The sequence below is a fragment of the Rhodopirellula sp. MGV genome, from assembly GCF_002251265.1.
Classification (GTDB): Bacteria; Planctomycetota; Planctomycetia; order Pirellulales; family Pirellulaceae; genus Stieleria; species Stieleria baltica_A.
This window is the reverse complement of the sequence record NZ_NPDI01000002.1, coordinates 162701-175991: the sequence shown is the minus strand read 5'-3', so window position 1 is coordinate 175991 and position 13291 is coordinate 162701. Positions and strand designations below refer to the sequence as shown.

Annotated in this window: 13 protein-coding genes; 8 read left to right on the top strand and 5 right to left on the bottom strand. The window is 56.9% G+C overall.

All coding sequences use genetic code 11. The features are described from left to right. The first annotated feature begins 272 nt into the window (after window positions 1-272). The 3 genes from CGZ80_RS01640 (at window position 273) to CGZ80_RS01630 (ending at window position 2629) form a co-directional block, all read left to right on the top strand. On the top strand, window positions 273-1277 hold the full coding sequence (locus CGZ80_RS01640; RefSeq protein WP_094411029.1) for a sugar phosphate isomerase/epimerase family protein: 1005 nt from the start codon (window positions 273-275) through the stop codon (window positions 1275-1277). Between the two features lie 247 nt (window positions 1278-1524). Beyond that, entirely contained in the window at window positions 1525-1728 is a 204-nt protein-coding gene (thiS, locus tag CGZ80_RS01635) for a sulfur carrier protein ThiS (RefSeq protein WP_094411028.1), read from the top strand. Window positions 1729-1822: 94 nt separating this feature from the next. Then, on the top strand, window positions 1823-2629 hold the full coding sequence (locus CGZ80_RS01630; protein ID WP_233148163.1) for a thiazole synthase: 807 nt from the start codon (window positions 1823-1825) through the stop codon (window positions 2627-2629). 1 nt (window position 2630) lies between these two features. Here CGZ80_RS01630 and CGZ80_RS01625 read toward each other — a convergent pair whose 3' ends face one another. Beyond that, on the bottom strand, window positions 2631-3965 hold the full coding sequence (locus CGZ80_RS01625) for a hypothetical protein (protein ID WP_143543691.1): 1335 nt from the start codon (window positions 3963-3965) through the stop codon (window positions 2631-2633). Window positions 3966-4197: 232 nt separating this feature from the next. Then, on the bottom strand, window positions 4198-4857 hold the full coding sequence (locus CGZ80_RS01620) for a hypothetical protein (protein WP_143543690.1): 660 nt from the start codon (window positions 4855-4857) through the stop codon (window positions 4198-4200). A gap of 476 nt (window positions 4858-5333) precedes the next feature. On the opposite strand from CGZ80_RS01620, the gene rpmB reads away from it, so the two are divergent. After that, window positions 5334-5600, top strand: coding sequence for a 50S ribosomal protein L28 (rpmB, locus tag CGZ80_RS01610; RefSeq protein ID WP_094411023.1), 267 nt, complete (start codon window positions 5334-5336; stop codon window positions 5598-5600). 212 nt (window positions 5601-5812) lie between these two features. Next, entirely contained in the window at window positions 5813-6100 is a 288-nt protein-coding gene (gene gatC / locus CGZ80_RS01605) for an Asp-tRNA(Asn)/Glu-tRNA(Gln) amidotransferase subunit GatC (protein ID WP_094411022.1), read from the top strand. Window positions 6101-6292: 192 nt separating this feature from the next. Here gatC and CGZ80_RS01600 read toward each other — a convergent pair whose 3' ends face one another. After that, window positions 6293-7162: a DUF1571 domain-containing protein gene (locus CGZ80_RS01600; RefSeq protein WP_094411040.1), complete on the bottom strand. Its 870-nt coding sequence runs from the start codon at window positions 7160-7162 to the stop codon at window positions 6293-6295. 440 nt (window positions 7163-7602) lie between these two features. Here CGZ80_RS01600 and hemQ point away from each other — a divergent pair, with 440 nt between their 5' ends. Next, window positions 7603-8442 (top strand): hydrogen peroxide-dependent heme synthase, encoded by an 840-nt coding sequence (hemQ, locus tag CGZ80_RS01595; RefSeq protein WP_094411039.1) that lies wholly within the window; start codon window positions 7603-7605, stop codon window positions 8440-8442. 152 nt (window positions 8443-8594) lie between these two features. Here hemQ and CGZ80_RS01590 read toward each other — a convergent pair whose 3' ends face one another. Further along, window positions 8595-9011: an endonuclease domain-containing protein gene (locus CGZ80_RS01590; RefSeq protein ID WP_158222502.1), complete on the bottom strand. Its 417-nt coding sequence runs from the start codon at window positions 9009-9011 to the stop codon at window positions 8595-8597. Window positions 9012-9651: 640 nt separating this feature from the next. Then, window positions 9652-10548 (bottom strand): phosphoribosylaminoimidazolesuccinocarboxamide synthase, encoded by an 897-nt coding sequence (locus tag CGZ80_RS01585; RefSeq protein WP_094411020.1) that lies wholly within the window; start codon window positions 10546-10548, stop codon window positions 9652-9654. A 247-nt stretch (window positions 10549-10795) separates the two neighbouring features. Between CGZ80_RS01585 and CGZ80_RS01580 the strand changes: the two genes are divergently transcribed. Both CGZ80_RS01580 and CGZ80_RS01575 read left to right on the top strand, forming a co-directional pair. Further along, a complete protein-coding gene (locus CGZ80_RS01580) occupies window positions 10796-12292 on the top strand; it encodes an endo-1,4-beta-xylanase (protein ID WP_094411019.1) in 1497 nt (498 codons plus the stop codon). Window positions 12293-12337: 45 nt separating this feature from the next. Next, window positions 12338-13288, top strand: a complete 951-nt coding sequence (locus tag CGZ80_RS01575) for an SMP-30/gluconolactonase/LRE family protein (protein WP_094411018.1) — start codon at window positions 12338-12340, stop codon at window positions 13286-13288. Window positions 13289-13291: the final 3 nt, after the last annotated feature.

Below are 13291 nucleotides of genomic sequence, written 5' to 3'. Positions count from 1 at the left end.
GACACGCCACCATTCTAAGCCAAGCCGGCCGACTCTCAACGAAATTCAGCCGGCAAGAGAACGTGGATTGACGTCCTGTGCAAAACGCTGCGGGTTGATGCGAGTTTGTCGGGTGACGTCGATTGACACTACCTCACCGTCAAACGGGTGTTTTCAGTGTCTTTCGGCAATTGCCCTAGGGTTGTTGCAGGCCGAGAGGAATCCGGCGCACAATACGCGGCAAGTTTTCTTCCCACCCACCCCAATATCACATCAATCCTCCGGAGCTCTCCATGGCGCGTCCCGTCACTCTTTTTACCGGTCAATGGGCAGATCTTCCGTTCACCACAATGGTGGAAAAAACGAAAGGTTTTGGTTACGACGGGATCGAACTTGCCTGCTGGGGTGATCACTTTGAAGTCGACAAGGCGTTGGCCGAAGACGATTACTGCGACAATAAACGCAAAGCACTCGACGAAGCCGGCCTGCAGTGCCACGCGATCAGTGCTCACCTGGTGGGACAGGCTGTCCTGGACAACATCGACCAACGCCACCAAGCGATCCTTCCGGATTACGTCTGGGGTGACGGGGACCCGGCGGGCGTCAACGAGCGTGCGATCGAAGAACTGAAAAACACCGCCCGTGCGGCACAAAAATTCGGCGTCGAAGTCGTCAACGGATTCACCGGCAGCAGCATTTGGCACCTGCTGTATTCTTTCCCGCCGGTTCCCCCCAGCATGATTGACGACGGGTTCAACCTGTTGGCCGAGCGTTTCAATCCCATCATGGACGTTTTCGGTGAATGCGGAATCCGCTTTGCCCTGGAAGTCCACCCGACCGAGATCGCGTTCGACATCTACACCGCCGAACGAGCCCTGGAAGTCCTCGACCATCGCCCCGAATTCGGATTCAATTTCGACCCCAGCCACCTGATTTGGCAAGGTGTCGACCCCGTCAAATTCATCCGCCGATTCCCCGATCGCATCTACCACGTCCACATCAAAGACGCGATTGTGACCCTGGACGGAATGAGCGGCATCAACTGCAGCCATATCAACTTTGGTGACGCCCGCCGTGGCTGGGATTTCCGCAGCCCCGGTCGTGGCGGCGTGAACTTCGAAGAAATCATCCGTGCACTCAACGACATCGGCTACCAAGGCCCACTGTCGATCGAATGGGAAGACAGCGGGATGGATCGCGAATTCGGTGCAACCGAAGCGTGCCAGTTCACCAAAAAGCTGGACTTCTCGCCCAGCACACGTGCCTTCGACGCCGCATTCGACGAATCGAATGACTGAGTTGGCCTGAGAAGGCATCTCGCTTGAATAGGCAATCCTTCCGATGGCTAGCTTTTTAACGCTTAGCCATCGGCTGATTTTCCATTGTCGTCGTCACACCCCGGGAAAGTAACCGCTGGTTTTCTGGGAGTAAGCGGCGACTGGCTCACCTTGACGCCCCTTCGCGATATCGGGCCTGACCAACTTCGGTCCCGACCACTACCATGGTTTGATTGCCACCATGGTCCTCGCGTCATCCGTATCAAACATGATCAAGATTACCGTCAACGGAAGTCCGGTTGAACTGGAGTCCGAAATGAGCGTGCAGCAGTTGCTTGACACCGTCGACGTGCCGCCGAATTATTTGGCCGTCGAAGTCAACGCGGACGTCGTACCACGCGAAGACTACGCCAACACCGTCGTGCGGTCGGGTGATGACGTCGAAGTCGTCACGCTGGTCGGCGGCGGCTGAACCGACTTTCCCCAACCTCACCAGAATCAACGTGTCGCTCGCAGACTCCGTCACCTCTTCCACCCCCGGCAAAAACTCCGACAACGAATCTCAGCTGCGCGTCGGTAGCCACCAGCTCGCCAGTCGCTTGATCGTCGGTACCGGTCGCTACGACACGATGGAGCAGATGCGTGACAGTTTAGACGCGTCGGGCGCTGACTGTGTGACCGTGGCCGTCCGCCGCGAGCGTCTGTATGAGCGTGGCGGCAAGAACATCCTCGACTTCATCGACCTGGACCGCTACACGCTGCTTCCGAACACCGCAGGCTGCTACACGGCGGCCGACGCGATTCGCGCCGCGAAACTCGGACGCGAAATCCTGCGCACGCTCGGCAACCCGGGTGCCGATTGGGTCAAACTGGAAGTGCTCGGCGACAGCAAGACGCTGCTCCCCGATCCCGCCGAAACCGTCGCCGCCTGTACCGAACTGGCAAAGGAAGGGTTCCAGGTGCTGTGCTATACCAGTGACTGTCCCGTCACCGCCCAGCGATTGAAACAAGCCGGTGCCGCAAGCGTGATGCCTGCGGGCAGCCCCATCGGCAGTGGCCAAGGATTACTGAATCCGAACAACCTGCAGATCATCCTGGAATACTTGAAAGAAGACGATCCGGATTACCCAGTGATCATCGACGCCGGTGTCGGTACTGCGAGTGACGTCAGTCAAGCGTTCGAGCTTGGTGGCGACGCAGTGCTGCTGAACACTGCGATTGCCCACGCTCGCGATCCGGTTCAAATGGCGATCGCGATGAAGCATGCGGCCATCGCTGGACGACACGCATACCTTGCAGGACGAATTCCCAAGCGGCTTTACGGAACCGCATCCAGCCCCAGTGAAGGCGTCATCAGTACGCGACCGTACTGAATCACGCTGCTGGCTCTTCGTCGTCCGCAGGGCTTTCAAGGGATCCAAGCTCTACGACACCACTGATCGCGACCGCCAGTCGCCCCAAGATCGCGAAGTACAAGAACACGACGACGATTGCGAGGACGATGCCGATCCCCAGACCGATCGGCGTTTCGGGACAAAAGATGAAGTACCCGAACAGCATCGCGAACAACGATCCGGTGGCGAAGTAAAACACGCCCCAGTCGTCTTGGCATCGGGTCAAACTCTTTGCGACATCGGCGGAAAACGGCATTGTCACCGTTTCCATATCTAACATCGACAACAAGATGATCGGGAACGCCGTGAACACGCAAAACATCACCAGTGACAACGTCATGATCGGGGTTGCGGCAAAAACGGTCGAAATCACATAGGCTGGGCCGACCGAGATCGCCGTCGCCGCAATCACCAGCCACAGCATGTCGAACCAAGACGCCGGGTCGACCGTCGGCCAATCTTCGACGCGATCGGCGTCATTGGCGACCGAAAACAAAATCGCAAAGCCACAGGAAACGGCCAGCGTCGTGCCCAGCAACCCCAGCGGCAACAGCAGAATCGACAGTTTCGGGTATGGCGAAATCACCGCTGCAGGAACCGCCAGAATCACCGAAAGCCCAAGCAAGTGAACAAGCACGCCGACGTCCAAGAAGATCCCAAACACGCTCTTCAGCCAATCGACCATGCTAGGCGCATCAAAGGCCATCGCGAGTTGCTGCTCTTCGTCCGGTTCTTCACGCGACGCCTCGGCCAATAGCTGTTCGGCACTACGCTGCATCGGGTCACTCGGACGCTTGCCCTCCTTCGCTTCGCTGAAACGGAACGTCGCGGCGGTTTCCAGCGAAGGCGATTGTTTTTGCTTCTTGCGGGGTGGCTTGCCGATTCGAACATCACTGTGACAGTCGCCACACTTGATCGTCTTGCCGCTTTGCGAGGCAGTGACCGAAATCATTGACTCGCAAACCGGACAGCGAACGCGAAAATCGTCTTCGTATTCGACCGGGGGTTCTGCGTTGCCCGGATGACTCGCAGCCATATTGCTACCTGCGAACTGATCGCCAAAGGACGACAGGTCGGGTAAGGAATCAAACGGATTGTCGGCGGTAGGGCGTTCCACGACTGGCTCTAGCGTGAACGGGTCGTCGCTGACAAATGGATCTTCATCGTCGGCCGGAAGAGTGCCACTTGGAGCGACCGGCTGAGCGGAAACCGTGTCCGAGCCGCCGGTTGCTGCCGCAGGCGGCGTGTTGTCAAGCGACAACCAATCTTCGTCTTCAGCCGATGCGCCGCCTTGCCCCAAAACCGTTGGTGCCAAAAAAGCCTTTTGACAACTGGGACATTGGATGCGCATCCCCGATTGGGCCGCCTGGATCGAGACGGCGGACTTGCATTTGGGGCAATGCACTATTTGCGACATGATGCAGAACAGCTTGGCGAAATAACATGAATCGTGAGCTCAAAGGACCATCGTGAGCTCTCATTATCATACCATTTCGCAGGATACCATCAGGCGGCGAAATTTTGCAGCAACGCCTGCGACGCCACGATTAGCGACGCATGACCGCATTGGTCAAACTTTGCAGCGGCGTGATACTGGCTTCGGCGACCTGAATACGGTCCCCGGGGCGAAGACAGTAATCTGTCGTCGGATCGACGGTGTCCTCGTCAGTGAAGTGGACCACCATTTTCGCCCCTTCGATCGAATCGGGAGTAGGACGATAAACCGTCGCTTCGATTGTTTTCATCTTCTTCAGCAAACCGGTCTGAGTCAGCAGCTCACTGACGAATGCCGAGTTTTGCCCAGACGGAAGCGGCAGCACACGTACCGGCTCGCTATCGTTCGTCACCTGCAAGACGACTGCGTTCTGTGCCTTCGCCTGGCGGATCTTTTGATACGTCTCCATCGTCATCGATCCGTCCGCCGCATAACCAAGCTGCACATCCGAGCCGTCTGACATACGGTACTTCGAACCACGCCGTGCGAATGGTGACAAAATACTTGGGCTGGGTGACATGATGTCCAACGCACCTGCGCCCATCGATTTCGATCCGGCGGCCGTCAACGCATTGCATCCACTTGAAACTGAAACCAACAGCCCGATCATCAGAGTCCAAGCGACGCCTCTACGAGCAAGGCCTTGGTAAACGCTGCTTCGGCGACCAATCGCCGACCGACGTGTCGAATCGAGCTGCGACTTGGCTGACACGGTGGGCTGGTTGGAGGTGTGCTGGTTCGACATGTTCAACGAAGATGGTCAACAGAGGCGTGGGGGGGAAGGACCTGCGTCGCACGACGATGCGTGTTGGCATAAGCTGAGCGACTAGGAAGAATTTTCGGTCACCCGACAGACATTCTTTATGAATCTTCCACGAATCGCTCAAGAAACCATTTGCCGCCAATACGTCCCAAGAATGGTTCTTTCGCCGATTGCCCAAGGTTTGTATAGTTTGCCGCTCTGCAGCGTTCCGCGCGGTGTCGAAATCGAGATTTCAACCTCTCTCCACCACAAGACGGCGGGGTGTATCCGATCTCTATCGGACGCAACCGATACGCTGCAAACTGTTTTCACAAAACAACTTAGTGACAAGCTGTCCCGGCAAAAGTGATTCGCCGGCCACTTGAGACAGACACGATTAACGATTCAATCGAGGAGCCCCGGCAGATTCGCTGGGGAGCGGCGCCATGGCACGTCAATGTGAAGTTTGCGGAAAAAAAGTTCAGATGGGCAACCGCATCGAAACCCGCGGTAAGGCCAAGTACCTGGGCGGTGTTGGTACGAAGATCACCGGCATCACCCGCCGAAAGTTCGTCCCGAACTTGCAAAAGGTCCACGTGACCACCCCCGAAGGCGAAAACAAGTCGATGCGAGTTTGCGTTCAGTGCATCCGCAGCGGTGCGATCCGCAAAACGGTCAAGACAAAGCCGTTTGACGTCAGCGGCGCCAAGTAGTTCGGCGCCCTCGCCAAACTCAATCGCCCTTCGTGCCAAATCACAATACAGCGCAACGAATTCAATTTCGCCGCGCTGTGTTTTGCTGCGCGGACGGTGACGAACGACAGCGTGCTTCGCCAGTTGCCGTCTCGTCCGGTCTAGCGTTGACCGCTATGCTGAATGCTGCTCTCCACCGCCATTTTTTTTGAACGCTCCGCTTAGAATTCGCCATGGCTTTGACCACCGACGACGCCGCGAAACTTGCTCTGCTTGCTCGCCTCGAGCTCTCCCAAGAACAACTGGAGCATCTCGCGCCGCAACTTGACAGCATCCTGGGCTTTATCGACAAGCTCTCGGAACTCGACACGTCCGACGTTGAACCGATGACGACCGCCCTGGACGTGGACAATTGCTGGCGTGTCGACGAATTGAAGCCGGGCTTAGATCGCGAGGCCGCGTTATCGAATGCCCCCGCATCAGACGAAGAGTGCTTTCGAGTTCCGCCTGTTCTGGGCTGACTCGCGCTCGGCAGAATCACGTGGCGAGAACCCACGCTGGGCCGGCCCGCATGATGCAGCGGTACGGCAAGAATCGCGTCCTAGGATCGACCGCTCCAAAACTCCACACCCGGAATTCAGAACGGTCGTATGGCCGGCACCCGAAGCACGCGTGTCGCGGTGCCAGCCTGCAATAAAACGGCTATCGATTGATCAATAGAAGTTGTACGAGCTGTTGTTAGGATCGAAGTCCTTGTCTGTCAGCCCGACGTTCACTTCCAAGTTCAGGTAGTTGTACTCTTCGAGCACTTCGAGATCGGTTTGGCCAGGCTTCGGCCAATCGTAAGCGACGTAGCGGATCGGCAAGTTCAGCGTCGTGTCCATATAAACCTTGGCCTGATAGAACATCAGGTCAGGGCGGCGAGAAGGCTGAGTCACCGTCAGCAGCATGCACGGACGGTTGTTGATTTTGATCCCTTGCCGCATGTCAGCTTCGACATCGGGTAAATGACGAGCTTGCTCACCACGCTCGATCAACTTGACCAGCAAGTTCTCGACCCCGATTTCGGTCATCGGGTAACGCTGGCCGCGCATCGCCAGGGCACCGGTGGGCGAAAGCTGGACGGTCGGCAAAAAGCGTCCTTTGAAGCCGCCCTCGTGGGCAATAATGTTCCCCTCGTTGGCGCCTTCGACGTAGATCACCTCGCGACCTTTGACTGTCGACGGCTTGAGAAAGCTCAGGTAAACGCTGAGCGGTTGCACCACGCGTCCGTTGGTAACCTTGCGGCAGCGGATCTTCGCGGTCATGTATTCGTGCGGCCCCAGCGCGTCGCCGATTCGCTCGCGTTTGACTAACAACGCGGTGTAGTCAGACACGTTTTCGCGACAGAGGTCCAGCGATTGACGCGCATGAGTCAATGCCGCATCCAGCGTCGAAACCTTGACAGGCGGGTTGGGGGCGATACTTGCATTCGCGACCCGATGGACCGGCTCAACCAAGTGCGGTGGTTTTGCGAATGCCTGATTAGCAGCTGCCGCAGCAGCCAACGATCCCGTGAGGGAGAGAAACTGACGTCGTTGCATCCCGATTGCTTCCTTGCGTGCTCGAGAATCCGGAAATTCGACCTGGGATTCGTATCGCCGCATCTGCCGGGGAAAGATAAGTGGTTCCGCGCGCGGACGAGCAACCGGAGCAACCTCTCACTTCGTATCCAGCCCAACAATCGGCTCAGCCGGACCGCCCCAAGGGAAAAGGAATTGCCGCCACGTTTGCAACAACACGCATGGACCCCGCTTTTAGCATCCCCCCGTGTCTGTTTTCCAGATTGATTCAAAATTTCCTCAAGTCACCCGTCGCGAAAACCGACAAGCGGCGATGTGATCCAGCCGGTCACGGCACACCACACCTTGCGCGTCGGCCCTATTCATGGGATGCTAATGCCTGCAGCGCCGCGCATTCAGGCCTTCCGCCCGCTGCCGCCGCAACATTGCCAGGCTGTTCCCTTACACGATTGCATTTGCCGATGTCCGGTCGCCCAAATCCACACGCCACTCCGCTTCCTGAACCGTCGACAATTCCAGAAAAAGGCTGGCACTGCAGCCACTTCCTGTATCGCTTTCGCCGCGAATCGATGGCGCACGTACTGTCCCCCGGCTGTGCCGAAAGCTTTCGCAAAGCACTCGCCCCATCGGATGAAACGAAACCGGAGCGGTTGGCAGCGTATTGGTTGAGCGGCCACGAAGCGGATTTCGCGATCGTTGTGATGGATCCGGATCCGGCAAAAGTCGACGCGGTCCATCAATCACTGATCGCACCGCCTCTCGGGCAATTCATCGAAGCCGTTTGGTCGTTCGTCTCGATCAGCGAAGTCAGCGAGTACGTGCCGACCATCGATCAGTATCGAGCTCGGCTGATTAAGGAAGGCTCCGAAGAAGGCAGCGACGAGCTGAATGCCAAGGTCGCCGCCTATGAACGCCGCTTGCCAATGATGAATGAACAGCGATTGCGTCCGGAGTTCCCGGACTGGCCAGCGGCATGCTTCTATCCGATGAACAAGTCGCGTGTTCCTGGCGCGAACTGGTTCATGGAGACTTACAGCGACCGAAACGCAATGATGGCCGAGCACGCGCAAAGCGGCATCGCGTTCGCCGGAAAGGTTTCGCAGCTGATCACCGTCGGCGTCGGGCTCGACGACTGGGAATGGATGGTCACCCTGTGGGGCCGAAACCCAGACTATTTGAAAGACATCGTCTACAAGATGCGTTTCGACAAAGCGAGCGCTAAGTACGCCGAGTTCGGCCCCTTCTATGTCGGCTACCGAGCCACCGCAAACGAGATTTTGCATCACTGCAAAGTCGTCTAGCGAAACGGCAAGCAACGCCGCCAAAGTAAACCTGATTGGCGTCGGGAACGCCAAAGCAGCAAAACCGGATCGCGATGCAAGAGAGCATCGCTGCGCCAACCCATTCTGGCTCCCCTCTCCTTCGAAAGCTTCGCAAGAAAGACGTTGTTTTATCAATCAACGTTGCCGCGAAGCTTTGGAGGGAGAGGGGCCGGGTGTGAGGGAGCTGCTCCGGACCGGCGCTTGACGATCGCCGCAGCGATCTGATCACGAATTAGCTTTGGTTCTCGCAAGACATCGAAGCCGTTAAACCGCAGCACTTCGTAACCGAGCTCTCTTAGATACTGATCTCGATTTTGGTCATACGCTCGGCCTTCTTCGGTGAAGTGATGCTCGCCATCGACTTCGATCACCAGTTTTAAAGCCACGCAGCAGAAGTCGGTGCAGTACGGATCAATCGGGTATTCACGCCGAAACTTTTCGCCGCAGCAGCGTCGGGCACGCACCATTTGCCAAACCTTGTTCGCGAACTCATTGGCGCGGGCCCTTTGATCGCGTGCGAATGAAATGGAGTCTGGGTCGCGGTTCATGGCAATCGCTCCGATCAGTGGCGAATCGAGGTTTTGCGTCGGTCGACTTAGTCCAGAACAGCATAGCAATCCCCCTCTCCCCCAAACAAGTTTGGGCGGCGAGGGGAGCCAGTGTAGGAACGAAGTCACGTCATGTGCCCCACGCAAATTCGGATGGAATCGGGAAAGCCAAAGCAGCAAAACCGGATCGCGATACAAGAGAGCATCGCTACGCCAACCCATTCTGGCTCCCCTCTCCTTCGAAAGCTTCGCAAGAAAGACGTTGTTTTATCGATCAACGTTGCCGCGAAGCTTTTGAGGGAGAGGGGGAGAGGGAGCTGCTCCGGACCGGCGCTTCACGATCGCCGCAGCGTCGGGCACGCACCATTTGCCAAACCTCGTTCGCGATCTCATTGGCGCGGGCCCGTTGGTCGCGTGCAAATGAAATGGAGTCTGGGTCGCGGTTCATGGCAATCGCTCCGATCAGTGCTGAATCGAGGTTTTGCGTCGGTCGATTGGGACCAGAGACAGCGTAGCAATCACCCCTCTCCCGCAAAAAAGTTTGGGCGGCGAGCGGAACTAGCGCAGGAACGAAGTCACGCCATCTACCCCACACAAATTTGGTTAGCACTGGGAAAGCCAAAGCAGGAAAACCGTTCGCCTAACCTGCCAACCTGTCGAAGGCCTCTTGGTATTTGGCGGCGGTTTGCTCGATGATTTCGGCGGGTAAGATGGGTGGGGGTGAATTACGGTCCCAATCGCTGGCCATCAGCCATTCCCGGACGAACTGCTTGTCAAACGATGGCTGTGAATGACCGGGTTCGTAAGTCGCCGCATCCCAGAAACGGGACGAGTCTGGTGTGAGCACTTCGTCGATCAAAATCGCTTCACCACCGTCGACCAAGCCAAATTCAAACTTGGTGTCCGCAATGATGATGCCTCGCGATTTTGCATATCCCGCGGCTGCTTTGTACAACCGCAACGTCTGATCGCGCAGCTGCAGTGCAAGGTCGCTACCGACATCTGCGATCATACGGCCGATGCTGACGTTTTCGTCATGCCCCTCTTCGGCTTTGGTAGCCGGCGTAAAGATCGCTTCGGGCAACGCGGCACACTGCGTCAAACCGTCAGGCAAGCGATTGCCGCACACTTCGCGAGTCGCTTGGTATTCTTTCCATCCGCTGCCTTCCAAGTACCCCCGCGCGACGCATTCGAATGGCACCACGTCCGCTTTGCGAACGACCATGATCCGGCCTTCCAGCGGCTGAGTGTCGAACTGATCGGACAGTATCTTGGGGACCTCACTGGAAAGCAGGTGATGCTTGACTTCCAGACGATCAAACCAGAACTCGCTCATCTTGGTCAGCAGCTTGCCTTTGTCGGGAATCCCACAAGGCAAGATATAGTCAAACGCGCTGATTCGGTCGGTGCTGACCACCAACAATTCGTCACCCAGGTCGTACACGTCCCGCACCTTGCCGCTGCGGCGGGGGAGTGGCAATTGGGTTTCCAGCAGTGCACCGGAGTCATCAAATTGAAAGGGTGCCGAATTCGACATGATCCACCGAACGGTTGAAGACAAACACACGAGACGCGTCGGTGGGCATTGTTGGAGATCCGATTCGTGTTCACAACCATAGCGCCGCGATGTGTCTGAGGGACGTTCTCCCCCAGGTGAGCAGTGGGCCAGCGAGCGCTGCGCGCGGTTTTTGCACCAGTCGCGTCGATCCGGGAGTCGGGGTAAACTGAGCACCCGAAAAACGGATTCCATCTCAGCTTTAGTCTCGGATCGTTCAGCGCACGCCATGGGGCAGTTTCATTTCGCCGTTCCCCCAGATTCGACGCTGTTGCTCAAGCAGACGCTGTGGAAGGACGCCTATATCTGTGGCATCGAAGGCGTCCCTTGGGAATGCCGACACAAGAAAGACCAAGGTTTACTGTCGATCAGTCGTCCGGTCGACACTTCTGGAAAGCTGTATTTGACCTGCCCTACGAAAGGCCTTGGATACCGCACGCTTTCCACGTGCACGCTGATGCCGTCGGAAAAACCCTACCCGCTGTTTCTTGAGCTGGCACGTGGCAGTTGTTACCGGGCTCGTGTGCAATCGGACACCTGGCAACGCGCAGGCCTGTCGTTAAGTGATCGCTTCGGCGAATTGCTTGAGCGAGGGACGCAACAATTTCTCGATGCGGTTCAAGCGGCAAATGATTTAAGTGCCTGTTCCCAAGCGGCACTGCAAGCGATCGCGACGCTGGAGAACGCGATCGCTGACTTGGGCGAATCGTTTGCATTGCAATCGATCGCGTATCGCAAACAGCGTGAACCACAGCTTGGCACACTGTTGGCCGGAAGCGTTCTGCCACCTTCACCGACACGGTCACAACATTCGGCGAGATTCGTCAAAGCATTCAATACGGCTGCGATCCGTTTGAACTGGTCGATCATCGAAGAAGAAGCCGGGCGGTACGACTTCGAAAAATCAGACCGCACGATCCAGTGGTGCTGTGAACAAGGGATGAAAATCCTGTGTGGACCGCTGCTGGATTTTCGCAGCGAGATGATGCCCGCTTGGTTTTATCTGATCGAAGATGACTTCGAATCATTCATCAGTTCGATCACGCAGTTTACCGAGCGTGTTGTCAATCGATACCGCGGCTCGGTTCACCTGTGGAACTGTGCGACCGGCTTGAACACGCCCGGTCCGATTCGCTTGGACGACGAGCAGGTAATGCGTGTCGCCGTCGCGATCTTGCAAACGGTCCGCCGTTTGGACCCCAATACGCCCGCGATCATCTCGTTTGATCAGCCGTTCGGCGAATACCTGGCCAAACACCGCGATGGCATCTCGGCGTTGCATTTCGCCGACGCGATCGCGCGCAGCGGTTTGGGCATGGCAGGAATCGGCCTAGACGTTCGCTTGAACTACGATGCCGACGCGACGCTGCCACGATCGGCGCTGGATTTCGGCCAAATGTTGGACCGCTGGGCGACACTTGGCATCCCGATGTTGGTCCAATTGACGATCCCAGGCGACTGTGGAACAGACGATTTTGCAAAGATCAAAACCGGAACGTTGATCAGTGGTGACAACAAAGCGGAGCTGGCCGCCAACCAGCTACGCACAGCCGGCCCATTAGTGCGTACACTGTTGGCCAAGCATATGGTTCACGGAATCGTATGGGACGGCTGGGCCGACAACGAGACACACGTTCAAGCTCACTCCGGCGTCATCAACGCCGAAGGATTCCCTCGACCGATCCTCGATTATTTCGAACGATTGCGTGACGAACTGCTGACTTAGATCTTTCAGCGTTTCAACCGGAAAAACGGAAGAGGAAGACGACGAATGCGACTGACAAAACGATGGGTCGCGGCGGCTTGTTTGCAAGCGCTGCTCATGGCATCTGCGGGGGCAAATGTTGCCTTCGCGCAAGAAACGGAATCGCAACAAAGCATCCAACCCACCGGAAAGGTGGAACTGATCAAAGACGGCTACACGTTTACTGAAGGCCCGGCCTGGGAACCGGAATCGAAAACGCTGTTCTTTTCTGACATCCCCAACACTTCTATCCATCGCGTCATGCCCGATGGGACCGTGGAACTGTTCACCGACCAGTCCAAACACACCAACGGCATCCTGATCGCGGCAGATGGCAAAATCCGAGCTTGCCAGATGGACGGCCAGGTCGTCGAGTATGAAATCACAACTGGCGAAGCAACTCCGATCGCTGGCAAGTTTGGCGGACGACGATTCAACGCGCCAAACGATTTGATCGTCGACAGCCAAGGCGGCATCTACTTTACCGATCCGCTGTTCAGCGCCCCCACGCCACTGCCACAAACGATCCAAGCGGTCTACTACATCGCCCCATCCGAGGACGAAGAACCACGTGTCTCGCGTGTCACCTCGGACATCAAAGCCCCCAACGGGATTGGCTTGTCGCCCGACGGCGGCAAGCTTTATGTCTGCCCCAGCGGACAAGCGGAAATGTTGGTCTACGATGTTCTCGGCCCTGGAAAACTAAGTCCCGCAAAAACGTTTTGCCACGTCAAGCAGCCCGAGGGCAAAAGCAACTCTGGTGCGGACGGCATCACATTGGATGTTAAAGGCAACGTGTACGTCACGACGGATCTCGGCGTACAAATCTTTTCGCCCGATGGTGAGTTCCTGGGATTGGTGGAGTTCCCACAAATACCGGCCAACGTTTGCTTCGGTGGCGACGATTGGAAAACCATGTATGTCACCGCGCGGACGGGCGTCTATCGCGTTCCAATGCCAATCGCAGGACTTCACTAGACA